The sequence below is a fragment of the Klebsiella sp. KE9456 genome, from assembly GCF_043832615.1.
GTDB classification, from domain to species: domain Bacteria; phylum Pseudomonadota; class Gammaproteobacteria; order Enterobacterales; family Enterobacteriaceae; genus Klebsiella; species Klebsiella indica.
In genome coordinates, this window is sequence record NZ_JBDYQK010000011.1 from 180,507 (window position 1) to 204,879 (window position 24,373).

General features: G+C 57.9%; 23 protein-coding genes. 18 read left to right on the plus strand and 5 right to left on the minus strand.

Annotated features, from left to right (window positions below):
• Positions 1-14 precede the first annotated feature (14 nt).
• The 3 genes from ptsP (at position 15) to ABK821_RS13460 (ending at position 3,220) form a co-directional block, all read left to right on the plus strand.
• A complete protein-coding gene (gene ptsP, locus ABK821_RS13450) occupies positions 15-1,733 on the plus strand; it encodes a phosphoenolpyruvate--protein phosphotransferase (RefSeq protein WP_395033952.1) in 1,719 nt (572 codons plus the stop codon).
• Between the two features lie 114 nt (positions 1,734-1,847).
• On the plus strand, positions 1,848-2,699 hold the full coding sequence (locus tag ABK821_RS13455; RefSeq protein ID WP_206665968.1) for a class II fructose-bisphosphate aldolase: 852 nt from the start codon (positions 1,848-1,850) through the stop codon (positions 2,697-2,699).
• A gap of 101 nt (positions 2,700-2,800) precedes the next feature.
• Positions 2,801-3,220, plus strand: a complete 420-nt coding sequence (locus ABK821_RS13460) for a cupin (RefSeq protein WP_138359923.1) — start codon at positions 2,801-2,803, stop codon at positions 3,218-3,220.
• A 4-nt stretch (positions 3,221-3,224) separates the two neighbouring features.
• Here the strand turns inward: ABK821_RS13460 and ABK821_RS13465 are convergent, their stop codons facing one another.
• The 3 genes from ABK821_RS13465 to ABK821_RS13475 form a co-directional block, all read right to left on the minus strand.
• Positions 3,225-4,433 (minus strand): pyridoxal phosphate-dependent aminotransferase, encoded by a 1,209-nt coding sequence (locus ABK821_RS13465; RefSeq protein WP_138359922.1) that lies wholly within the window; start codon positions 4,431-4,433, stop codon positions 3,225-3,227.
• Between the two features lie 61 nt (positions 4,434-4,494).
• Entirely contained in the window at positions 4,495-5,418 is a 924-nt protein-coding gene (locus tag ABK821_RS13470) for a dihydrodipicolinate synthase family protein (RefSeq protein ID WP_395033953.1), read from the minus strand.
• Positions 5,419-5,548: 130 nt separating this feature from the next.
• Entirely contained in the window at positions 5,549-6,325 is a 777-nt protein-coding gene (locus tag ABK821_RS13475) for a LamB/YcsF family protein (RefSeq protein ID WP_395033954.1), read from the minus strand.
• Between the two features lie 125 nt (positions 6,326-6,450).
• Here ABK821_RS13475 and ABK821_RS13480 point away from each other — a divergent pair, with 125 nt between their 5' ends.
• The 9 genes from ABK821_RS13480 (at position 6,451) to ABK821_RS13520 (ending at position 15,980) form a co-directional block, all read left to right on the plus strand.
• The gene (locus ABK821_RS13480) at positions 6,451-7,500 is read left to right on the plus strand and encodes an ABC transporter substrate-binding protein (RefSeq protein WP_142502237.1); all 1,050 of its coding nucleotides are present in this window, start codon (positions 6,451-6,453) and stop codon (positions 7,498-7,500) included.
• Positions 7,501-7,595: 95 nt separating this feature from the next.
• The gene (locus ABK821_RS13485; protein WP_343178930.1) at positions 7,596-9,305 is read left to right on the plus strand and encodes an ABC transporter permease subunit; all 1,710 of its coding nucleotides are present in this window, start codon (positions 7,596-7,598) and stop codon (positions 9,303-9,305) included.
• Positions 9,286-10,287 carry an ABC transporter ATP-binding protein gene (locus ABK821_RS13490; protein WP_395033955.1) on the plus strand — a complete coding sequence of 334 codons (1,002 nt, stop codon included), beginning with the start codon at positions 9,286-9,288 and terminating at the stop codon, positions 10,285-10,287. The genes ABK821_RS13485 and ABK821_RS13490 overlap by 20 nt, the downstream gene beginning before the upstream one ends.
• Positions 10,284-11,000, plus strand: a complete 717-nt coding sequence (pxpB, locus tag ABK821_RS13495; protein ID WP_308562505.1) for a 5-oxoprolinase subunit PxpB — start codon at positions 10,284-10,286, stop codon at positions 10,998-11,000. Before ABK821_RS13490 ends, pxpB begins: the two co-directional genes overlap by 4 nt.
• Positions 11,000-11,959, plus strand: a complete 960-nt coding sequence (locus tag ABK821_RS13500) for a biotin-dependent carboxyltransferase family protein (RefSeq protein ID WP_308562507.1) — start codon at positions 11,000-11,002, stop codon at positions 11,957-11,959. Before pxpB ends, ABK821_RS13500 begins: the two co-directional genes overlap by 1 nt.
• Positions 11,956-12,633 (plus strand): GntR family transcriptional regulator, encoded by a 678-nt coding sequence (locus ABK821_RS13505; RefSeq protein WP_395033956.1) that lies wholly within the window; start codon positions 11,956-11,958, stop codon positions 12,631-12,633. The genes ABK821_RS13500 and ABK821_RS13505 overlap by 4 nt, the downstream gene beginning before the upstream one ends.
• 16 nt (positions 12,634-12,649) lie before the next feature.
• Positions 12,650-13,588, plus strand: coding sequence for a dihydrodipicolinate synthase family protein (locus ABK821_RS13510; protein ID WP_395033957.1), 939 nt, complete (start codon positions 12,650-12,652; stop codon positions 13,586-13,588).
• On the plus strand, positions 13,588-14,373 hold the full coding sequence (locus ABK821_RS13515; protein ID WP_395033958.1) for an SDR family oxidoreductase: 786 nt from the start codon (positions 13,588-13,590) through the stop codon (positions 14,371-14,373). Before ABK821_RS13510 ends, ABK821_RS13515 begins: the two co-directional genes overlap by 1 nt.
• A 161-nt stretch (positions 14,374-14,534) precedes the next feature.
• Positions 14,535-15,980, plus strand: coding sequence for an amidohydrolase family protein (locus ABK821_RS13520; RefSeq protein ID WP_395033959.1), 1,446 nt, complete (start codon positions 14,535-14,537; stop codon positions 15,978-15,980).
• Between the two features lie 63 nt (positions 15,981-16,043).
• Here ABK821_RS13520 and ABK821_RS13525 read toward each other — a convergent pair whose 3' ends face one another.
• Both ABK821_RS13525 and ABK821_RS13530 read right to left on the minus strand, forming a co-directional pair.
• Complete coding sequence (locus ABK821_RS13525; RefSeq protein WP_142502229.1) at positions 16,044-16,946, minus strand: proline iminopeptidase-family hydrolase; 903 nt, start codon at positions 16,944-16,946, stop codon at positions 16,044-16,046.
• Between the two features lie 84 nt (positions 16,947-17,030).
• Positions 17,031-17,783: a LuxR family transcriptional regulator gene (locus ABK821_RS13530; protein WP_343178939.1), complete on the minus strand. Its 753-nt coding sequence runs from the start codon at positions 17,781-17,783 to the stop codon at positions 17,031-17,033.
• Between the two features lie 203 nt (positions 17,784-17,986).
• Here ABK821_RS13530 and ABK821_RS13535 point away from each other — a divergent pair, with 203 nt between their 5' ends.
• The 6 genes from ABK821_RS13535 to ABK821_RS13560 are packed head-to-tail and all read left to right on the plus strand — an operon-like array spanning position 17,987 to position 24,169.
• On the plus strand, positions 17,987-18,886 hold the full coding sequence (locus tag ABK821_RS13535) for a proline iminopeptidase-family hydrolase (RefSeq protein ID WP_395033960.1): 900 nt from the start codon (positions 17,987-17,989) through the stop codon (positions 18,884-18,886).
• On the plus strand, positions 18,886-19,824 hold the full coding sequence (locus tag ABK821_RS13540; RefSeq protein WP_395033961.1) for an ABC transporter permease: 939 nt from the start codon (positions 18,886-18,888) through the stop codon (positions 19,822-19,824). The genes ABK821_RS13535 and ABK821_RS13540 overlap by 1 nt, the downstream gene beginning before the upstream one ends.
• Complete coding sequence (locus ABK821_RS13545) at positions 19,821-20,666, plus strand: ABC transporter permease (protein WP_142502225.1); 846 nt, start codon at positions 19,821-19,823, stop codon at positions 20,664-20,666. Before ABK821_RS13540 ends, ABK821_RS13545 begins: the two co-directional genes overlap by 4 nt.
• On the plus strand, positions 20,663-21,643 hold the full coding sequence (locus ABK821_RS13550) for an ABC transporter ATP-binding protein (protein ID WP_395033962.1): 981 nt from the start codon (positions 20,663-20,665) through the stop codon (positions 21,641-21,643). Before ABK821_RS13545 ends, ABK821_RS13550 begins: the two co-directional genes overlap by 4 nt.
• Positions 21,643-22,674, plus strand: coding sequence for an ABC transporter ATP-binding protein (locus ABK821_RS13555; RefSeq protein WP_308562525.1), 1,032 nt, complete (start codon positions 21,643-21,645; stop codon positions 22,672-22,674). The genes ABK821_RS13550 and ABK821_RS13555 overlap by 1 nt, the downstream gene beginning before the upstream one ends.
• Positions 22,655-24,169, plus strand: coding sequence for an ABC transporter substrate-binding protein (locus ABK821_RS13560; RefSeq protein WP_138359905.1), 1,515 nt, complete (start codon positions 22,655-22,657; stop codon positions 24,167-24,169). Before ABK821_RS13555 ends, ABK821_RS13560 begins: the two co-directional genes overlap by 20 nt.
• Positions 24,170-24,373 lie beyond the last annotated feature (204 nt).

Here is a 24,373-nt window from a genome sequence, read left to right on the forward strand (position 1 = left end):
AGTTGAGGTCTGATATGTATATTTTGAACGGCATTGCGGCGTCACCAGGAGTTGCTTTTTGTCAGATTCAGGTGGTGCGTAATAATCACAGGCATGCTGAATATCATGGCGCCAGAGAGCCCTCATGTGAGTGGGAACGTTTTTTAACTGCATTACAGAACTGTATTGTAAGCATGGCTAAATTTCATCAGCAAGCATTACAGCAGTACACCGATGAAATGGCTAAGGTTTATAAATCTTATCTGCTAATGTTGCAGGATGAAGATTATATTCAAAATATCCGTGAGAATATTTTCTCTACACTATGCGCTGAGCAGGCGGTTATCAAAGAAACGGAGAGGCTGGTTGGGTGTTTATTAAAGGCGAAGTCGGCTTATTTGAATCAGCGCGTTGAGGACGTTCGTGCGATAGAAAAAATGCTGCTAGACTGCCTGGCGAATAAAACCATCGTTGAGCTATCCGATTGCCTGCAAAAAATGATTATCGTTGCGGATGAACTGACGCCAGCAGATACCATCGTCTATAATCCTGACCAGCTGCAGGGGTTTATCACTTGTCGTGGTGGGGTGACTTCTCACTCGGTGATTCTGGCTAAAGAGTTGGGGATCCCGGCCATTGTTGGTGTCTCGGTGGATCTCGACAGCTTGATAGACGGTCAGTCAGCGATCGTTGATGGCGACAGTGGGATTATCTACCTTGATCCTGATGAGCAATGTATCGCGCGGTACCAACAGCTAATTACACAATTAGCACAGCGTAAAGAAGCAATAAGACGTTTTGTTATAGATGCTGCGCTTACGCCTGAGAGGATCACCGTATGCGCCAATATTACGGCGCTCAACGAAGCTCAGAAAGCCCTCGAACAATATGCTGATGGTATTGGCCTGGTCAGGACCGAGTTTTTGTATATGAACCGGGATCGGTTTCCCGATGAGGAGGAGCAGTTTCATTTTTATCAATCACTGGCTTTGCTTATGGCAGAAAAGGAGATTGTTATCCGTACCCTGGATATCGGCGGGGATAAGCAAGTGGATTACATTGGCATTCCTGCGGAGGAGAACCCATTTCTTGGCTATCGAGCCGTTCGCTACTGTCTTGATAATAAAGATATTTTCAGACAGCAGCTGCGGGCGATTATCCGCGCCTCGGCGTTTGGCCGGATTAAAATATTAATTCCGATGATTGCCACGCTGGAAGAACTCTGGGAAACAAAGGCGCTGATAGCTGATATTAAGCAGTCATTAAGTGCGCAGCAGATTGCGTATGACGGGAATATTCCCGTCGGTATTATGGTTGAAACACCTGCCGCCGCCATGCTTGCTGATGTTTTTGCCAGCTACTGTGACTTTTTCAGTATCGGGAGTAACGATCTCACGCAGTATATTACCGCCAGCGATCGAAATAATAATAAAGTCCAATACTTATATCAGCCGCATCATCCGGCAGTGTTACGTGCGATTAAGCAGGTTATCGATGCCGCAAAAAAAAATCTTATTCCCGTTCACGTTTGTGGTGAAATAGCTTCGAATGAAAAGATGCTACCTTTCCTGATTGCTGCCGGTGTTGATGAACTTAGCGTTACGCCATTAAGCGTGCCGCAAGTTAAATATACGGTAGCGAAAATGGCGACGGTTAAATGTGAGTCATGGCTGAAATCAGTCTTATCAACTTATGAAATGGAGAAGATAGATTTATTGCTCACCGGAATGGCAAAAGAAATAGACGCACTATAAATTTATCCATTAGTTAAAGAGTTCATCTATTATTCCGGATATTTAAAAATCTGGAAAGGATGAGTGCTGTATAAAATCACTTTCTATGCAGAGGTATAAAATATGTATGTCACAATGAAAACTATTTTAGATGATGCTAACCAACATTACTATGGTGTTATTTCCGCCAGTGTTATTAATCTTGAGTTAGTCCGTGGGGCGATTCGGGCGGCACAAGAAGAGAATGCACCTATCATTATTAATATAGGGCAAGGGCAAATGAGTAAGCACGGTGATGGTGAAATTATCTCTAAGATTGTGCGGACTCTGGCGGCGCGTGCAACCGTACCGGTAGCGCTGAATCTCGATCACGGCAAAGACTATGAGCGTATTACTCACGCTTTTCGCCACCAGTTTTCATCCATCATGATCGATGCGTCCGAATACCCGCTGGAAGAGAATATTCGGCGTACCAAAGATGTAGTGACTTTATGCCACTCACAAAATGTGACCGTCGAAGGAGAGATCGGTTTTATTGGTCAGGCCGCCAACGCGGATGATGAAAAATTTGATCTATATACTCGTGTTGAAGACGCTGTCCATTTTTTTGAGGCTACAGGCGTTGATGCGCTGGCGATAGCCGTGGGGACCGCGCATGGTAAATACCCTACCAATCGTGCACCTAAAATTGATTTTGACCGTATCAGCCAAATTAAACAGGCTACTCAGAAACCGCTAGTGCTTCACGGGGGGTCTGACTCCGGGGAAGAAAATATTCGTCAGGCCGTTATTTGCGGTATTAATAAAATTAACGTTTGCACCGACACGTTTGTCAACTGCAAAGAGGGATTGAGAACGATGCTGCAAGAGACGCCAGATATTGATTTCATGTCTATGATGATAAATATGGAAAATAAGGCCAAAGAAACGCTGCAAGACTATATTCGTATTTCTGGATCCAGCGGTAAAGCGAAGAACTTTAGATAATTTATCACGATTTTAATCACTAGATTTTATCGCGAACGATTTAACTAGCGCGCAGGTGCCAGGGGATTCGTACGCCCGCGCGCGGCTCTGAGGAAAAAGTAATGCAATGCTCGGTAAAAATTGGACAATATGACGGTACTGGCCTGCAGTGTATGGTTGAAAGCGCTGACTGGTTTGTCGGAATAAAAAACTGGAAGCCCGAAAATGATATCCAGCATATCGATACGCTTGAACGCCATTTATTGACAGACGAAGTTTTTATTCTGTTAGATGGGAAATGTACGCTATTGGTTATTGATGAGAATGATACCGCGAAATTTCATTTTCAATATATTCCAATGGAACCTTATAAGGTGTACAGCATCCCAAAAGGTACCTGGCACAATACGATTACCTGGCCAGGCGTCAAACTGGCATTAATCGAAAACCGCAACACCAGCGCGGAGAACAGCGAGTTTATGCTATTAAGCAACTCGCTGCGTGAGCAGATTACCTCTGCGCTGGCGTCAACTGTCGACTAAAGCATCAGCGCAGTTCCCCGCAGGCGCGGGCGATGCTCTGACAGGCTAATTCCAACTGGGCATCATCCAGCGCGTAGGCCAGCCGCAGATATCCTGGCATCCCAAATGCGGTTCCCGGGAGGGTGGCGACATGGGCTGCGGTTAACAGGTAATCGGCAACCGCGACGTCATCATGGAGCCGATCGCCCGCCGGGGTCGATTGACCGATCAGGCCGGAGCAATTCGCGAAGACATAAAATGCGGCCTGCGGCGTCGCCGCGCTGACTCCGTTGACCTCATCAATCAGCGCCATTACCCGATTGCGGCGTTGAGTGAGGATAGCCAGCCACTGGGGCAGGAAATCGGCGGGTTGGTTGAGGGCGGCGACCCCCGCCGCCTGCGCCAGCGAACATGGGTTGGAGGTGCTCTGCGACTGCAAAATGGTCATCGCGGAAATTAACCACGCGGGCCCGGCCGCGTAGCCCAGGCGCCAGCCGGTCATGGAAAAGCCCTTTGAGAGCCCATTCACCGTCAGAATGCGATCGCGTAGTCCGGGCGCAATCTGCGCCAGCGTGCAGAATGGTGCGCCGTCGTAGCGCAGCGCCTCATAGATATCATCTGCCAGAATCAGCACCTGCGGTGCGGCCAGCAGCACCTCCGCCAGCGCCAGCAATTCCGCGCGGCTGTACAGCGCTCCCGTGGGATTGGAGGGCGAGTTGAGGATCAGCCAGCGGGTATGCGGGGTAATGGCGGCGGCCAGAGATTGCGGCGTGAGTTTCCAGCCGTCTTGCTCGCTGGTCGGAACGATGACGGGTTCGCCATCCGCCAGCGCGACCATATCGGGATAGGAGACCCAGTACGGCGCGGGGATAATGGCCTGCAAACCACTGCTTAGCGTCGCCTGCAGCGCATTGAAAATCAGCTGCTTAGCCCCCGTTCCGGCAATGATCTCCTGGGGGGTAAAGCGCAGGTCGTTGTCGCGGGCGAATTTATCCATGATGGCGGCTTTCAGGGCGACGGTACCGCCGACGGCGGTGTATTTTGTTTCACCCTGGTGGATAGCGTTGATACCGGCCTGGCCGATCGCCGCCGGTGTGGCAAAATCCAGTTCACCGAGGCCAAGGCTAATAATGTCGATCCCCTGCTGCTGGAGAGCGCGTACCCGATCGGCAATGGCCGCTGTCGGCGATGGGCGAACTCGCCGCATGCGCGGCGCGAGAAATGGTGCTGACATAGTGTTCTCTTTGGTTAAACGCCGCGTTAAATCGGGCGGCGTATTCATCTTTTCAGGAATCTCAGGCCGTTAGCGTGACGCCGCTGCGCGTGTCGGCGGCAAGGCGCAGAAGCTCCGCCCGGGTTTCGGCAATCACTTCCGGGCTGACATCGATCAGCGGCGAACGCACATGTCCGCCGTTGAAGCCGCGCAGATTCATGGCGGCTTTCACCAGTTGCGGCTGGCCGTGGCGACGGGCCAGGGCGCGGAAGCCGTACCATAAGCGGTGTAATTCTCTGGCGGTGGCGGCATCGCCTTGCTCCAGCGCCCGGAAGCTGGCTAACACCAGCTCCGGCAGGGCGCCGCTGTTGGTGGTACTGATCCCGTCGAAGCCGCACATCATGGGGCCTAAAAACGCCAGATCGGAGGCACAGAACAGACGCACACGGCCGGATAAGCGGTTGGCGATTTGATCGATGACGGTCGGATTGAGATCGCCCTGTTTGATACCCACCACCTGCGGGATATCCGCCAGTTGCTCCAGAAGAGCAGGGGATAAGGTGATGCCGATGCCCGGCGCGTTGTAGACCAGAATCCCGGTTCTGGATAACGGCGCCATTTGCTGGAAAAAGCTTACGATTTGCGCATCGGTGACTTCGGAAACAAAAGGCGGCGTGACCATCGGCAGGCCGCCGAGGTCGCCTGCCAGCGTGGTCAGTTCGCGAACCACCCGGGCGTCGGAACCCGCGCTGCACAGCATAACCGGAACGCGATCGCCCACGACTTGCATAACGTGGCGGAAAATCGCGGCGCGCTCCTCAACGCTGAGGGTCGGGAATTCGCCATAGGTTCCGCCGATCAGGATACCGTCGTAGCCGAGGCCGATGACGCGCTCAATATTGGCGCCCAGCCCCGCGAAATCAATATCGCCTTGCGCGGTAAACGGTGTCACGGTGATATTGAAAATTCCGCGCAGTCTTTCACGGCATTCAATCCTGTCTTTCATCTCTCTCTCCTTTACAGGTCATGCCCCTGCGGCATGACGATGGTGTGGTGGTAGTAACCGGCGTTTGCCTGTCGATGGTGCAATTGCGCACTGTTATTGCGCGTCATTTGTTCATTTATGTCGCAGCGACTTATAGGTGACTCAACTGGCTGAGTGGCCGAATAACGACGCCAGCGGCGGTCAGTCGTTCACGTAAGGTATGGGCGATAGCGACGCCCCGCGGGTTATCACCGTGAACGCAGATGGTGTGCACGGGCATTGGGATCCTTGCGCCGCTAATGGTACGAATCGCTTGTTCCTCAATCATTTGCAGCGCACGGCTGGCGGCACGCTCGGGGTCGTGAATGATGGCATCCGGGAGGTGCCGCGGGAGGGTAAGTCCGTTCTCACCGTAGCTGCGGTCCGCGAACACTTCGCAGGCGACGCGCAGTCCGGCCTTGCGCGCCGCCCGTTCTGTCGCATTGTGTGGGGTGGTGACCAGCATCAACTGACGGTCGACGGCCAGAATTGCGCTGACAATGGCTGCCGATAATGCGTCGTCGGTGAATGCCTGGGTGGCCATTGCGCCGTGCAGCTTGACGTGCGTCATCGCATGGCCGCAGGCCCGCGCCACCGCCTGCATGGCCCCTAGCTGATACACCACCATTTTGCCGACATCCGCCGGGCTATCGCCGGTAATGGTGCGCCGGCCAAAGCCCCACAGGTCAAGAAAGCCCGGATGCGCGCCGACATCCAGCCCGCGCGCTTTGGCGTGGGCGACGGTGCGGTGCATCACTACCGCATCGCCAGCGTGAAAACCGCAGGCGACGTTGGCCGACGTCACCAGATCCAGCATGGCTTCATCGTCGCCCACGCTGAATTGACCAAAACTTTCACCCAGATCTGAATTCAGGTCCACTTCTTGCATAATGACTCCTTGAAACACTTGGTATACCAAATGCATGCAATGAGAATGCCAAAGGGTGAAAGCCAACATCACGCTGCTGGCGAGTGCACCGATAAGCGAATGTTTAACGAGGAGAGAGTGAGCAGATGAAACCATCGATCAAAGCAGGCTGTCTGACATTGGGCCTGTTGACCATGAGCTATAGCCTGTCCGCCAACGCGGATGAGCTCTACTTTGCCAGCTGGGGCGGAGCCTACCAGGACGCGATTCGTGAAGCCTGGCTAAAGCCCTTTAATAAAGAAACCGGTATTGATGTCGTCGAAGATACCGACCCGCAGGTCAGTAAACTGAAAGCCATGCAGGATACCAATACCGTTTCATGGGATGTGGTGACGGAAAACAGTTCGCGGCTGGCCCGCGGCATCAAGCTGGGCGTATTTGAAAAGATCACCCCCGAAATGGTCAATCAGCAGCATGTTATCCCCGGCGCGCGCAACGATTACGGTGTGCCGTCTGAAATTTTCTCCACCCTGATCGGCTTCTCCAGTAAAGCCTTCCCGGAAGGTAAACCGCAGCCGAAAACCTTCGCCGATTTTTGGAACGTGAAGAAATTCCCCGGTAAACGCACCTTACAGGATGAACCGGCCACGGTTATTGAAGCAGCGCTCATCGCCGACGGCGTCAAGCCGGAAGATGTCTATAAAACGCTGAGTACCCCGGAAGGGGTCGATCGGGCAATGAATCAGATTAAGAAAATCAAACCTTACGTAGCGAAATGGTGGAAGAGTGGCGCTGAGCCGGTGCAGGCGCTCGCCAGCGGTGAAGTGGTGATGGCGCTGGGCTGGAATGGTCGCTTCCAGGCGGGCATCGACTCCGGCGTACCGATCAAAATGTCCTGGGACGATTCCATCGCTCAGGTTGGCTATTTCGCGCTGGTTAAAGGGGCACACAACCGCGAGGCCGCGCTGAAACTGCTCAACTACATTATTGCGCCGAAACATCAGGCGGAATTCAGCAAGTACATCGCCTATGGCCCGACCACGAAAGACGCGATGCAGTATATCGACAAAGCGCGCCAGCAACGTTTGCCGTCGACGCCGGAACGGCTGCAGCACACCCTGTTTATGGATGCAGGATGGTGGGACAAAAATGGCCCGGCGATCATTGAGCGCTATAACCAGGTTCGCGCGCAGTAGCGGCGGCCTGTTGAGAGTGTGACGCAGATGTTGATTCAGTGAATGACTGGGCGGACGGGACCGCTGGTAGGGGCCCGTCCAGAACGGAGTGAGTTATGGTGGCAACGATATTGACTGACAACCTTACCCCATCCCGGCGGATCCGATGGCCCGGGCTGGCCCTCGTGGCGACGCTACCGTTGCTGCTTTTTTTACTGCTGTTTTTTGTCTGGCCGATTGCCGGGCTGCTGAAGCAAGGGTTCCTGGTGCAGGGGCATTTTAGTCTCGAAAACTATCTCCACCTGTGGGATACCCCGATTTATCGCATCGTTCTGGAAAATACGTTTGTTATCGCGGCGGCGGTAACCATTGGCTGCATTGTGATGAGCTACCCGCTGGCCTGGCTGATGGCTTCCGTGCGCCCGGCGATGGCGAAGCTGCTGTTTTTCGCCGTTCTGCTGCCGTTCTGGTCCAGCGCGCTGGTGCGGACCTCGGCGTGGATCGCGCTGCTGCAGCAAAACGGCCCCCTAAACCATCTTTTGATGACCCTGCAGATAACTTCGCAGCCGGTGGCCTTCCTGTATAACTTTACCGGCGTGCTGATTGGCATGGTGCACGTGCTGATGCCCTTCGTGGTATTGCCGCTCTATGCATCATTCCGCTCGCTGGATAGTTCGCTGCTGCAGGCGGCGCAGAGCCTGGGCGCGGATTCACTCAGCGTCTTTACCCGTATTATTCTGCCGCTGACGCGCCCTGGCGTGGTTGCCGGCGCGGTTATCGTCTTTATGAACGCGGTCGGTTACTACATTACGCCATCGCTGATGGGCGGACCGGCGCAGCGGATGGTCGCGGAGCTGATTTCACACAATATTACCGACGAGCTGAACTGGGGGATCGCCGCTGCGCTGGCCTGCGTTTTGTTGATAACCACGTTGTTCGCGCTGTGGTTGTTTAATCGTCTGTTTGGCCTCGATAAGCTGATGGGCGGCGCTAGCGGCAAGGGCAGCCAGTCGGTGGTGGTAACGCAGCGCAGCGGCGGCGGGCGTATCAGCGCAGGCGCGGGCGTGCTGGTGGCGCTGTTTCTGATTCTGCCGATTGTGGTTGTTATCCCGATGAGCTTCGGCACCACCAGCTTCCCCACTTTTCCGCCGGCGGAATACGGCGTGCGCTGGTACGTCAACTTTTTCACCGATCGAAAATGGATGCTGGCGCTGGGCGAGAGCGTGCGGATTGGGCTGATTGTCACCATTCTGTCAATGGTGCTGGGCGCGACCGCCGCGATGGGGATTCATAAGCTACGCTCGCCGCGCAAAAGCTGGCTGGAGACGCTGTTTATTATTCCCATGTCGGTCCCCGCCATCATTACCGCGGTCTCGCTGTATTATCTGTGCGGACCTTTGGGCTTAATCAACAACTCGGTGGCGCTAATCCTCGGCCATACCGTTCTGGCGACGCCTTACACCTTTATTACGCTGCGTGCGGCGCTGAAAGGATTTGATCCCAGCCTGGAACTGGCGGCCTACAGCCTCGGCGCCAGGCCGTGGCAGATGTTTCGCCGCGTTATGCTGCCGCTTTTGCTCCCCGGCATGATCGGCGGCGCGGTGTTTGCCTTTGTGACCTCCTTTGACGACGTCGTGATGTCGCTATTTTTGACCACTATCCGTAATCGAACTCTGCCGAAGCTGATGTATGAAGGGCTGGCGTTCGATTTTGACCCGACGGTGATTTCGGCCTCCTGCGTGCTGATCGCGGCGACGGCGGGGATCCTGATTATTCAGAGCCTGGTAAAACGTAATGGAGGCAAACATGCGTCAAATGCAGGGTAAAGATGTCACTCTCAACGCCATTCGCAAAACCTACGGTGCGACGGTGGCGCTGCCGCATATCGATCTGAAGGTCGCGCGCGGTGAATTCTGTACGCTGCTGGGCGCTTCCGGTTCCGGTAAAACCACGCTGCTCAAAGTGATTGCCGGATTTGAACGGCCCGATAGCGGCAACGTACTGATCGCCGGTAAGGAGGTGACCCGCGCCCCGATTGCCGATCGCAATATTGGCATGGTGTTTCAGAACTATGCGCTCTTTCCGCATATGTCGGTCTTTGAGAACGTCGCTTTTCCGCTGCGCATGCGTCGTCTGGCGAAAGTCGATATTGAGCGCCGGGTTGGCGAGGCGCTGGCGCTGGTCAGTCTGGAAGAGTACCGCAAACGCCTGCCCGGAGAGCTCTCCGGCGGTCAGCAGCAGCGCGCCGCGCTGGCGCGTGCGCTGGTATTTAATCCGGACATCCTGCTGATGGATGAACCGCTCGGGGCGCTGGATAAAAATTTGCGCCAGTCGATTCAGGTTCAGATTAAACAGCTGCATCAGGAACTGGGGCTGACGGTGGTGTTTGTCACCCACGATCAGGAAGAGGCGATGAATCTCTCCGATCGGATCATCATAATGGATAAAGGCGAAATCGTCGGCGATGGCTCTCCGCAGAGCCTTTATCGCCAGCCGGATAGCCGCTTTGTCGCCGGTTTTCTCGGCGAATGCAATTTTATCTCCGGCGAGCGCGACGGAACGCTGGGGGTTCGGCCGGAGCATATGCTGGTCGGGCGCGCCAGCGAGGGGGCGGGCTGGCGCTATCAGGGCAATGTCGTGATGGCGACCTTTTGCGGCCTGCACTGGAAATTATTGATTGCGTATCAGGGACAGATGCTGGTGGCCTATGCGCCGGTAGATCTTCCGTCCGAGGAGCGGATCGCCGGTCAGACCATCAGTTTTGGCTTTCGGCCGGAACAGGCGATGACTTTCAGGGAGTCGGCGTGAACGGCTATCCACGTTTTATTGCGGTGGGTGAACAGGCGCTGTTGGTCGAATTCGGCAACCGCATCGACGATCGGCTTAATGCCCGGGTGCTGGCGCTGGCGGCGGCGTTAAACGGGGTGAGTGGGGTGAGTGAAATCATTCCCACCTATCGCTCCCTGACGATAACCTTTGATCCGTTAACGGTAACCTGTACTGAACTGTGCGAACGGGTTGCGCTGTCTCTCGATCCGCCTGCGGCAAACCACTCATCGCGCCGTCGCTGGCGGGTGCCGGTGTGCTATGGCGGTGAATATGGCGAAGATCTGCCCGCCCTGGCGCAGGCGCACGGCTTGAGTCCACAACAGGTGATTGATCTGCACAGCACCGCGCGCTATCGGGTTTATATGGTGGGATTTATGCCGGGGTTCGCCTATCTCGGCGGACTGCCTGAGGGACTGCATACCCCGCGTCGGGCGTCGCCGCGCGCGATGACCCCAGCGTCCAGCATCAATATTGGCGGCCAGCAGACGGCAATCAGCTCGGTGGCGGGCCCCAGCGGCTGGCATCTTATCGGCCGGACGCCGTGGCGTTCATTTGACCCGCAGCGGCAAAGGCCATTTTTGTTTCAGGCCGGGGATGAAGTCAGCTTTGCGCCGATTTCCCCGGCGGAGTTTACCCGCCTGAGCGACGCGTGCCGCGCGGCGGATTGGTTTCCTGAGCCGGAGGTGGCGTGATGGGCTGGCTGGATGTCATTTCGCCTGGACTATTTACCACCGTGCAGGATGAAGGGCGCCGCGGTTTCGCGCATTCGGGCGTACCGGCTTCGGGACCGATGGACATGATCGCGTTTCGCTTAGCCAATGCCGTCGTCGGCAACGGGCCGGATTGCGCGGCGCTGGAATTGACCGCGCTCGGCGGGCGATATCGGGTGACGGGGGGCGAGTGCATCCTCTGTCTTGGCGGCGCGGTTGAGGCGCAGGTGGATGGCCGGGTGCTGGAACCCTGGGTCAGCCACCGGCTGGCGGAGGGCAGCGAACTGGTTATCGGACGGATAGCGCGCGGGCTACGTGCCTACCTGGCGCTGGCTGGCGGCGTGAATGTGCCGCTGGTGTTGGGCAGTCGCGCTACGCTGACCCGCGCGGGGCTGGGCGGCCTGGAAGGACGGGCGCTGGCAAAAGGCGACCGTTTGCCGCTGGGGGAACCGGCCGATATCGGGCGTCGCCGCTGCGCGCATGAGCACCTGGCAGCGCTGTACAGCAGCGGTTCGCTGGCCGTGGTGATGGGGCCGCAGCAGGAGGCGTTCACCGCCGCTTCGTTGCTCACCTTTTTACATGGCCGCTACCGGGTGAGCGCCTATGCCGATCGGATGGGGTACCGGATGGCGGGCCCGGCGCTGGCGCATTTACACGGAGCTGATATGGTTTCCGATGCAGTGGTGCCGGGAAGTATTCAGGTTCCCGGTAATGGTCAGCCGATTATTGCGTTGCACGATCGTCAGACCACCGGTGGATACCCGAAAATCGCCACCTTAATTGCTGCGGATCTGCCGCGCGTCGGGCAACTGCGACCGGGGCAGAGCGTAGCGTTTCGTGCGGTCACCCCACAGGAAGGCGTTGCGCGCTGGCGGCGTTTGCAAACGGGCATCGCCGCCTGTTTACAGCATATTCAATCAACGGAAGTGAGCTGGCTATGAGTGAAACACAGAGTGATGTAGACAATATTTTCCTCAATCCTGGCAGCGAGGATCTGACAGAAGCGACCTATCGGCAGCTACTGGAAATGATCCAGCAGGGACGGATCCCCACCAATGTTCCGCTGCAGGAGCGGACGCTGGCGGCGGCGCTGGGCGTGTCGCGTACGCCGTTGCGTGAAGCGTTCAGCCGTCTGGTTGGCGGCGGTTTCGCGACCCGGGTCGGGCGCGGACAGCTTATTGTGAAAGAGCCCACGCTCCGTGAGTATCTGGAGATCCTGCAGTTGCGCATTCTCCTTGAAGGGGAAGCGGCGTTTGCCGCCGCGACGCGAATGCCGAAGCCCCTGGCGCAAACGGTGATTCGCGCGCTGAGCGACCACCGCCAGGCGCGGGACTTTTCCGCCTCTGAGAACCATCGTATCGATAATCTGGTTCACCAGACGATAGCCGCCCACTGCGGTAACGCCATGCTTGAGCGCATGATTTTTGATCTACGCATTAAGGCGCGCACTTTTGACCAGAACGGCACCGTCGCTCGCTTCGAGCCCGGCTGCCAGGAGCATATTGCGCTAATGGAACGTATTCACGACGGCGACGCGCAGGGGGCCAGAGAGGCGATGGTCTTTCATCTGAGCCAGGCGCGGGCCGGTATTGTGGCTCGATTTACTGCAATCTGAGTAGGAAACCAGGGTAATGAACAAACTGAATGAACAGGCGAAGGGCGTCTACATTATTTCCGCCACGCCATTTACCGACAGCGGAGAACTGGATTTAGCCAGCGCGGACAGCCTGACCGACTTCTACCTCGAAAAGGGCGTCAGCGGTATCACTATTCTCGGCATGATGGGGGAGGCGCATAAGCTCACCGAAGAAGAGGCGCTGATCTTTATGCAGCGGGTGCTGGCGCGGGTCAACGGGCGCGTGCCGGTCGTGGTCGGCGTCAGCCATGCTTCCCACCGCCACGTTGAACGTCTGGCGAAAACGGCGATGGATAAAGGGGCGGCAGGGGTCATGCTGGCGCCTGGCCCGAATCTGGTCACCGATCCGCAGGTGGAAAATTACTTTCTCAGCGTTGCGCATCTGCTTGGCGGCGAGGTGCCGATTTGTCTGCAGGACTTCCCGCAATCGACCAAAGTGCATACCTCTGTTCCGGTGATGCTGCGTCTGATTGATGCGCTGCCGCAAATCGTGATGCTTAAGCATGAAGACCTGCCGGGGATGCGCAAACTCAGCCAGCTCCGCAGCCAGAGCGAGACGCTGGGGCTGCGCCGTATCAGCGTGCTGGTGGGTAACGGCGGCCTCTTTTTGCCGCAGGAGCTGGCGCGCGGAGCCGATGGCGCGATGACCGGTTTTGCCTGGCCGGAAATGCTGGTACAGGTCTGTCAGGCCTATGCCGCGGGCGATCCGGCGCGGGGCGAGGATATTTTCGACTGCTACCTGCCGCTGCTGCGCCATGAGTTTCAGTATGGCATTGGCCTGGGACTGCGCAAAGAGGCGCTGCGTCGGCGCGGGGCGATAAAAAGCGCGGCGGTTCGCCAGCCGGGGCCGGTTCTTGACAGTATCGACCAGCAGGAACTGAGCGGGCTGATGGCCCGTCTGGAACGTAAACTCGCCGAAAAAGGACTGAACTGATGGATTTTATGATTGCCGGAAAAACGGCGTTGGTGTGCGGCGCGGGAAGCGGTTTAGGGCGCGCCATCGCGCAGGCGCTGGCCGCCGAAGGCGTCAAGGTCGCGGTGACCGGACGCAATGAAGAGAAGCTGGCCGGGACGGTGAAGCTGATTACGCAGGCTGGCGGCGAAGCCCAGGCCTGGCGGCTGGATCTGGCGGCCCCGCAAACCTTTGATGCGGTCCTCAGCGAGATCCGCCAGCGCTTTGGCGCGATCGCCATTCTGGTGAATAACTCCGGCGGTCCGGCGCCCTCTACCGCCGCAGGCGTGGACCCGGACATCTGGCAACGGCAGTTCAGCGCGATGGTCAGCTCGCTTATTCAGTTGACCGATAAGGTGCTGCCCGACATGCGGGCGAACGGCTGGGGACGCGTTATTACCAGCACCTCTTCCGGCGTGGTCGCGCCAATTGCTAATCTGGGGGTGTCGAATACCCTGCGTATGGCGCTGATGGGCTGGTCGAAAACGCTGGCCGGGGAAGTCGCCGCCAGCGGCATCACGGTGAACGTGCTGGTGCCGGGACGTATTGCCACGGAGCGCGTGGGTCAGCTTGACGCCGCCCGCGCCGGGCGGGAAGGGGTGAGCGTCGAGACGGTGCGCAGTAAAAGCCAGCAGACGATCCCGGTCGGGCGTTACGGTCGACCGGAGGAGTACGGCGCGGCGGCGGCGTTCCTCGCCAGCCAGCAGGCGTCGTTCATCACCGGCAGCGTGTTGCGGGTTGATGGCGGGATGCTCCCCTCTCTTTAGCGCTGGCCCATTAGGGCTATTTTGCTTGTCGTTTTGAACCCGGGCAGTGCTCAGAATCCTCACGTACTACGTGTACGCTCCGGTTCTTCCGCGCTGGCCGTGTTCAAACTGTCTGCGCCAATAACGTCTACCTGGATAGGCTCTTAGTATGGAGAATGGCGATGAATAAGGTGATGCATGGTGCGACCCGGGTGCTGCGGGACGTGTTGCTCTTTGACGGCGGCGGCGAGCCACCGGTACCGGCGGATGTGGCGATTGCCGGTGAATATATTACCGCCATTGGCGCGCCCGGTTCGCTTGTCGGGGAACATATTATTGAGGCGCAGGGGCTGGCGCTGGCGCCGGGGTTTATTGATGTTCATACCCATGACGATCGGGCGTTGCTCATGCCGGGAATGATGAGCGCCAAGCTCTCGCAAGGGGTCACCACGGTGATTACCGGCAACTGCGGCCTGAGCCTGGCGCCAGCGCAGATGGCGCACGTTCCCGCGCCGCTGGATCTGATAGCCACTCCCGAGTGGCTGCGCTTTCCCCGTTTCGCCGACTATCTGGCGGCATTAACCAACGACGGGATTGCCGTCAACGCCGCCTGCATGGTGGGCCATACCACGCTGCGCGCCAGCGTGATGGGCGATTCGCTGACGCGTAGCGCCAGTGAAGATGAGTGCGCCCGGATGCGCGAACGGCTTGAGGAGTCTCTGGCCGCTGGCGCTTTTGGCTTCTCTACCGGCACCTTTTATCCCCCCGCGCGGGCGGCGACTATCGATGAGATTGTCGCGGTGGCCGAGCCGCTGGCGCGCTACGGGGCGTTGTACGCCACGCATATGCGTAACGAAGCGGAAGCGGTGCTGGAGTCGCTGGAAGAAACCTACGAGATCGGCCGTCGGTTAGGGGTGCGGGTGTTGATTTCCCACCATAAATTGGCCGGGGTGAAAAACCATGGCCGTTCGCGGGAAACGCTGGCCAGCATTCAGGCTGCCCGCGCGCGCCAGCCGGTGTCGCTGGATTGCTACCCCTATAACGCCTCATCCACCACCTTAAACCCGGCCTTTATCGCCAGAGCGGCAAAAGTGCTGGTGAGCTGGTCGACGCCGCATCCGCAGCATGCCGGACGGCTGCTGGCCGATATCGCCGCCGACTGGGGCGTCAGCGATGAAGCGGCGGCGCAGCGGCTGATGCCCGCCGGGGCGATCTATTTCATGATGGATGAGGACGATGTCCAGCGTATTCTGGCGTTCCCGCCGACGATGATTGGCTCTGACGGCATGCCGCATGATGAGCATCCGCATCCGCGTTTATGGAGTACCTTTCCCCGGGTGCTGGGGCATTACAGCCGCGAGCTGGGGTTGTTCCCGCTGTACACGGCGGTGAATAAGATGAGCGGCCTGCCCGCCGCGGAGCTGGGCATCGCCCGTCGCGGGCGGATCGCCGTTGGATATTATGCCGACCTGGTGCTGTTTAACCCGCGGACGGTGCAGGATAGCGCGACTTTTGCGCAACCGTGTCTCCGGGCCGAAGGGATCGAAAAAGTGTGGGTGAATGGTCAACTGGCCTGGGCCGAGGGCGAAATCCGCCATCAGACGGCAGGGCAGGTGATTCGTCGGTAAAGAAGTGCGCCGTTCACCGGTATCGTTCAGCCTTAACGGCTGGCTTCCGGCGAACGGCGGGGATTATGCCGCCGGGATCGCGCTGTGCAAAAAGTCGTTCACCGTTTTCATGCACAGTTCCCGTTCTTCCACATGCGGCATATGGCTTGAGGCGTCGAAAATTGTCCACCGCACGTCGGGAATGTGGTCCATAAAGGGCTGCACCACCTCCGGCGTCGCTTCATCGTAACGCCCGGAAATCAGCAGGACCGGCACCGTAATCCGCGCGAGTCGGTCGATAATGGTCCACGCTTTCATGCTGCCGATCACATGGAATTCGGTGGGGCCGTTCATCGCGTGATAGACCGTCGGGTCGGCATCCATGGCATCAAAGGTGCGCCGGACTTCCGGCGGCCAGGGATCGAGCCGACAGACATGGCGTTGATAAAATACCTGGCTTGCCGCCTTATATTCCGCGCTGTCCAGCGTGCCCGCTGCTTCATGGGCCAGCAGCGTTTGCTGGACGTCAGCGGGCAGCTGCGCGCGGAGCGTTGCCGCGCCCTGTAACCACAGCGCCATTGAGGCCGGGGAGTTGGCGATAACCAGCGCTTTTAACCCCTCAGGCTGCCTTACCGCGTGCTCTGCGCCGAGCATGCCGCCCCATGACTGGCCGAGCAGGGCGTAATTATCGGCAATATTGAGATGTTGCAGCAGATTGTCCAGTTCGTCGAGAAACAGCGCCGGTTGCCAGAAGTCGGCGGGCTGCTGCGGGAGATGGGTTGAACGCCCGTTGCCTAACTGATCGTAGTGGATCACCGCCCGCCCGGTAAGGGCGATATCGCGGAACGCATCGACATAATCATGCGTACACCCCGGCCCGCCGTGGGCGATGACCAGCGGCGTCAGCCCGCTATTGAGGTCGCCGCAAATACGAAACCAGGTTTGATAGCGCCGAAACGGGGCGTAGCCTTCGCTGATGGTATACATGAATCATCTTTACCCTGCTAAGTGAACTGGCTTTCAGGGTAAAGGCTGGCGACCGGCGCTGAACACTAGCAAAAATGCTAGATCTTAGCTGTCGAGCAGGCGGTAGTGCAGGGCGCGGACCACCGCCTGCACGCGGTTGCTGGCGCCCAGCTTTTTCGCGGCGGTATTCAGATGCAGCGTCACCGTCGCCACCGAACGATGCAGCTTACGGGCAATCTCCTTGGCGGTCAGTCCTTCGGCGGACCACGCCAGGCATTCGCGCTCGCGGTTGCTCAACTTCACGTGACGGCAGGTGAGCATGGTGCTGTCGAACAGCGGAAAGGCCGATTCCTGGAACTGGTGGGCGATCAGCATCAATTGCGCCAGGGTGGCGCTGATTTCTCGCTCCTGACGCGGGCCGGTGTGGATACCGGTGAGGGTGACGAAGCCGCCATTAGGCAGATGCAGGGGAACCGTTGCGCCGCAGGGCATATTGTGTTCGCGCATATAGTCGGTGACGGCGGCGGCCTGATGGCCGAGCCTGCCGCGCAGTATGCTACTGTCTGACCGCTGATAGGACCAGACAAAGGGCGCGCAGCTTTCCAGCGCGTAGTGCTGCACCGGATCAACCTGATAATATCCGTGTTCGCACCATAGCTGGCGCATATCCTCCGGCACATTGCAGGTTTTTAGCAGCGACGGCGTAATCAGATCCCCTTCCAGTGAACGCGGGACCGGCGTGTAGTCGTAAATGACCGCGTCAAATCCCAGTGTCCGGGTGTGCTGAAAAAGTCCGCCGAATGCCTCCTCCAGACTGTTCGCCCGGACGCTGCCGGGGCGTTCAAACTCCAGTCGCATATAACCCCCTTCACGTTAAAACGAGACCGGCGACGGGCACGATTTGTGCAAATCCGCCAGTTACTCAGCCTGAGGTATGCAATTCCGGTGCCGTCCCGGCGCGGCGCAAAACTAGTATTTTTGCTAACTGTTCAGTTTCCGGCGATGCCGTTAGCGTTAAAGCAACCCAGGCAGCCGGAACCATCGACGATGAGGAGCACAGTATGTGGAGCGAAATAGCGGCCGATCGATGCCATAACATTACGGTGGATGGTTATAACGTCGTGGCGTATCAATTTGGCGACGGCGAGGAGACCGTTCTCTGCCTCAACGGCGGGCCGGGATTGCCGTGCGACTATCTGCGCGAAGCCCACGCCTGTCTGAAACAGCACGGTTATCGGGTGATTGCATTTGACCAGTTGGGTACCGGAAAATCCGACCGCCCCGATGACGCCAGCTTATGGACGATGGCGCGCTACGTGCGAGAAGTGGAAACCGTCCGTCAGGCGCTGGGGCTCGGCCCGGTACACCTGCTTGGTCATTCGTGGGGCGGCTGGCTGGCGATTGAAGTGGCATTGCACCATCCTGGCGCAATTCGTTCGCTGATTCTGGAAAACACCGTTGCCGATATGCCGCATCTGGTGCAGGAACTGAATCGTCTGCGCGGGGCGCTGGGGGCGGAAACCGTTGCCATGATGCAGCGCTATGAAGCGCTGGGCTGGTTGGATCATCCGGCCTATCAGGCGGCGATTACTCTGCTGAATTATCGCCACGTTTGTCGTCTTGACGTCTGGCCCGATCCGGTTAAGCGCTCGCTTGAGGACTGGAATATGGGGCCTTATACCACCATGCAGGGGCCGAACGAATTCCTCTATACCGGGAATTTAAAAGCGTGGAACCGCAGCGCTGAGCTGGCCTCAATTCGCGTACCGTGCCTGATTACCAGCGGACAGCATGATGAGCTGACCCCCGCCTGCGCCCTGAAAATGAAACAGGGGCTGGCAAATGCCGAAATCGCGATTTTTGCCAACAGCAGCCATATGCCGTTTTACGAAGAGCCGCAGGCCTACTATCCGGTGCTGCTCGACTTTCTGGCGCGTCAGCGCGATGCGGGAGGCTGTTGATGCATCGCTACCGATTTTTGCTTTTTCGACCGTTACAGCTGCTGCCGGTTCTGCTCGGCATTAGCCTGATTACCTTCATGATGGTGCGCGCGATCCCCGGCGATCCGGCGCGGATTCTGCTGGGCGTCCGTAGCACGCCGGCGGCGCTGGCCCGCATTCGCGCGCAGTTTGGTCTGGATGAGCCGCTATGGGTACAATATGGCTATTTTCTGCGCAACCTGCTGCAGGGAGAACTGGGGAAGTCGATTGTTTACCGGGTCGATACTCTGAAGCTGATCGCTTCGCGTCTGGAGCCGACGCTATGGCTGGTGCTGGGCAGCGTTCTGCTGGCGATTGTGTTGACGGTGCCGCTGGCGGCCATTGCCGCCCGCCAGCGCGGGCGTCTCGCCGATCGGTTGATTCGCCTTTTTACCACCGCCGGGCTCGGGTTTCCGGCGTTCTGGCTCGGCATTATGCTGATTCTGCTGTTCAGCATCGTACTCGGCTGGTTTCCGGTCTCCGGTTACGGCAGCGATTTTTTAGACCGCATGCACCATATGGCGCTGCCGTGCCTGACCGTCGCGCTGGCCCTTTCCGCCGTATTGATTCGTAACCTGCGCGCCAGTCTGCTGATGGAAATGAGTAGCGATTATGTTGTGGCGGCACGGGCGCGCGGGCAGCAGGAAAGGCGCATCTTCTGGCGGCATGTGCTGCCGAATTCACTGGTACCGACCATCAATCTGCTGGCGGTGAACATTGGCTGGTTAATTGGCAGTACGGTGGTGATTGAAAGCGTGTTCGCTATCCCCGGCCTGGGGCAACTGCTGGTAAAGGCGATTTTTAGCCGCGACTACATGGTGGTTCAGGGCGTGGTGATGGTCTTTGCGCTGGCTACCGTGGCGGTCAGCCTGCTGGCGGATCTGCTGACCGTCGCGCTCGACCCGAGGATAAAACTATGAAGGCGATAGCTACCTTGTCCCGTTTGCGGCGCCGGGCTATTCCGCGCCAGCAGGCGTTATACGCCGGGCTGGCGATTGTTGGCTTGTGGCTACTGATCGCCTGTCTGGCGCCGTGGATAGCGCCGTTCGATCCGATTAATCAGGATGCGGCCGCGGCCCTGTTGCCGCCGGGCGGCGCGCATCCCTTCGGCACCGATAACTTTGGTCGCGATGTTTTTTCTCGCGTGCTGTGGGGCGCGCGGATAGATCTGCAGATCTGCCTGTTGGGGGTGCTGTTTCCCTTTATGCTCGGCACCACCCTCGGCGCGCTCTCCGGCTATTCTGGCGGCGTGGTTGACGCGCTGGTGATGCGCATTATCGATATCGTGCTGGCTTTTCCCTTTCTGGTGCTGATGCTGGCGATCATTGCCATTCTCGGACCAGGGCTGAGCAGCTTTTATATCGCTATGGCAATGGTCGGCTGGGTCTCCTACGCCCGACTGGTGCGCGCCCAGGTTCTGACCCTTAAACAGCGCGATTTTATTCTGGCGGCCCGCAGTCTGGGCTACGGCCATCTGCGCATTTTGTTCCGCCATCTGCTGCCGAACGCCCTGACCGGAGCCATCGTTTTTTCGATGTCCGACTGTGTCCTGGTGCTGCTGAACGGGGCGTCGGTGAGTTATCTGGGGCTTGGCGTACAGCCGCCAACCGCCGAATGGGGCGTGATGGTGGCGGAAGGGCAGAGTTTTATTACCACCGCATGGTGGATAACCACCTTTCCGGGCCTCGCTATCGTGCTGCTGGCGATGGGGTTTAGCCTGCTGGCCGACGGGCTGGGCGATAAATTAGGAGAACGTGTATGAGCCTGCTGGAGGTGAATCACCTGACGGTCACGCGCGGTGAAAATATCGCGCTGGTGGATGATGTTTCATTCACGCTTGACGCCGGGGAGATGCTCGGCCTGGTCGGTGAGAGCGGGTCGGGGAAAACCGTTACCTGTCGGGCGCTGATGCGTCTGTTGCCGGGAGCCGGATTGCGGATCACCGGCGGTGAGGTGCTGCTGGGGGGACGGGAGATATTGTCCCTGAGTGAAAGGCAAATGTCGGCGCTGCGCGGCCGGGAAATCGGCATGATTTTCCAGAATCCCACCAGCCACCTGAATCCGGTGATGACCATCGGCGAACAGATTGCCGAAAGCCGCCGCCTCCATTTCGGCGCCAGTCGTCGTCAGGCGCGGGAGGATGCGCTGGCGCTATTGCGCCAGGTGGGGATCCCCGATCCGCAAAACCGGCTCAATAACTATCCGCATGAGTTTTCCGGCGGGATGCGCCAGCGGGCGATGATTGCCGTCGCCCTTGCGCCGGAGCCTGCGCTGTTGATCGCCGATGAACCGACGACCGCGCTGGACGTAACCGTGCAGATGCAGATTTTGCGTCTGCTCAGCGACCTGCGCAGCGAACTGGGGCTGGCGATCGTTATGATCACGCATGACCTTGGCGTGGTGGCGCAAACCTGCGACCGGATTGCGGTGATGTATGGCGGCCGGTTGTGTGAGGTTGGCGATAAGCGTGAAGTGCTGGCCGTGCCGCTGCACCCCTATACCCGCGGGCTGATCGACTGTCAGCCCGCCAGCGAAGGTGGACAGGGGCGGTTAATGACTATCGACGGGCAGCCGCCGGTTGCCGATCACTTTCCGCCAGGCTGTCGCTTTCACCCGCGCTGCCGCCGCGCAGATGAAGCCTGCCAGAGCCAGCCTTTACTGCATTACCGGCAGGGTAGTCAGAGCCATGCGGCCGCCTGCCATCATATATTGCCTGCGCTCACCCGGCGGGAGGGATAATGGTTCACGCTCACTGGCCGTTGATGGAGGCCGATAATCTGTCCGTCACTTTTCCGGTTTCCGGCGGGCTTTGGCAACCGAAACGGGTCGTACATGCGGTCAATCAGGTCTCGTTGCAAATCTATCCCGGCGAGACGCTCGGTCTGGTCGGCGAATCCGGTAGCGGAAAAAGTACCCTGGGACGGGCGCTGTTACAGCTTGAGCGGGTCGCCGGCGGAGAGGTGCGCTTCGAGGGGCAACGCATCACCCACGGCCTGACCAGCGATATCGCCCGCTTGCGGCAGCAAAGCGCGATGATTTTCCAGGACCCCTTTGCGTCGCTGAATCCGCGTCAGACCGTGGGGGAAAGTATTGCCGAGGTGTTGCGCGTACATCGGAAGGTGGCGCGGGGCGAGGTTGACCGGCGGGTGGCGGAGCTGCTCACCCAGGTGGGCCTGCGTCCGCAGCAGGCCAGCGCGAAACCGGCTCAGCTTAGCGGCGGTCAGTGTCAGCGCGCCGGTATTGCCAGAGCGCTGGCCATGGAACCCCGCCTGATTGTGGCGGATGAATGCGTCGCAGCGCTGGATGTTTCCATTCAGGGACAGATTGTCAATTTATTAATGACGCTGCGCGAGACGATGGGGCTGGCGATTCTGTTTATCGCTCACGATCTGGCGATTGTTCGTCGGCTCTGCGATCGCGTTGCGGTCATGTACCTCGGACGGATCGTGGAAGAGGGGCCTGCGGAGGCGCTCTTCACCCGGCCGTTGCATCCCTATACCGCCGCGTTGGTCTCGGCGATCCCGGAAATCGACCCGGACAAACCGTTGCCGAAGAATATGCTGGGAGGCGAACCGCCCAGCCCCGTCGCGGTGCCGCAAGGCTGTGCATTTCATCCGCGCTGTCCTTATGCGCAGGTGCAGTGCCGCACCGACGCTCCACCAACCCGGCAGATTGCCGACCGCACTTATGCCTGCGTACTTAACCACACAGGCGATGAGACCGTTTTTCCTTTGACTGGGGGATCTTTTGATGAAGCACAGGCATGTTAAGTTACTGGCGGCCAGCGTTTTTCTGGCGCTAAGCGTGGTAAGCGAAATGGCGCAGGCGGCGGGGGTATTGAGCATAGGCCGTCGCGAGGACAGCACCACTTTCGATCCCATAAAATCGGCGCAAAACGCCGATAACTGGGTCTTTTCCAACGTCTTCGACCCGCTGGTGCGAGTCGATAAAACGGGGACGAAACTGGAGCCGGGCGTGGCCGAGAGCTGGACGGTTTCCCCGGATGGTAAGGTGTATACCTTTAAAATCCGAGATACCAAATTTTCTGACGGGACGCCGGTTACCGCCAGCGATGCGGCCTTCAGCCTGATGCGTATCCGTGATGATGAGGGGTCGCTGTGGCGCGATTCGTATAGCATTATCGCCAAAGCGGAGGCGCCGGATCCCCACACGCTGGTGGTGACGCTGAAATCCCCTTCTGCGCCATTTTTGTCGCAACTGGCGTTGCCCAATGCTTCGGTGATTTCACAAAAAGCGATGGAGGCGGAAGGTGAAGAGGCATTTGCTGAAAAACCGGTGGGGTCCGGCGCGTTTAGCGTTAAGGAGTGGCAGCGCGGTGAAAAAATCGTGCTGGTGAAGAATCCTTACTTCTGGCAGGCGAAAAATGTCAGCCTGGATGGCGTGGAGTGGTTAACGATCCCGGATGATAATACCCGTATGCTGAAAGTGCAGGCGGGCGAACTGGATGCCGCGCTGAACGTGCCTTTCTCGCGCATTGCGTCATTACAGAAGGACGCGAATCTGAAGGTTGAACTCAATCCTTCCACGCGCGAAGATCATCTGCTGATTAACCATTCTCACGGCGCGCTGGGTAAAGTGGCGGTACGTCAGGCGCTGGACTTTGCGATTGATAAAGACGCGATCGTCAAGACCGTGACGTTTGGCTATGGCCAGGTGGCGAACTCCTATATTCCGGCCGGGGCGCTTTACCACTACGCGGACAATCTGCGGCGGCCATACGATCCGCAAAAGGCAAAGCAGATGTTAAAAGCGGCGGGGGCCGAGAACCTGAAGCTGAATTATGTGGTGAACGCCGGGGATGAAGTGGACGAGCAAATCGCCATTTTATTGCAACAGCAGCTGGCGAAAGCCGGGGTGACGGTCAATTTACAAAAGGTCGATCCGAGTCAGAGCTGGGATATGCTGGTTGCCGGGGATTACGATATTTCAGTGATGTACTGGACTAACGATATTCTCGACCCTGACCAGAAAACCACCTTTGTACTTGGCCACGACGCCAATATGAACTATATGACCCGCTATCATAACGAGAAGGTGAAAGCGCTGGTGGCCGCCGCGCGCGTCGAAATGGATAGCAAAAAGCGCGAACAGATGTATATCGATCTGCAAAAAATGGCCAAGGCCGATGTCAACTGGATCGATCTGTATTACAGCCCGTACCGCAACGTCAGCCGTAAAAATATTGACGGTTTTTACCAGAATCCGCTGGGCCGATTCTTCCTTGAGGATACCGTCAAAAACTGATGCCTCTTGCGCCGGTCGGCTTCAGTCGCCGGCGCTTTTTTGATCGTCCCTGATACCCGCCCGGATTGATGTACATCAACGTGCAGATTAACTTTTCCTGTAAAAACTAAAAAACAGTTGTGACCGGTCCGGCATTTATTCAATCTATGCGGTGAATATTTAATGTGCGCCAATACATAGAATATATGTGCATTAAATCAACAG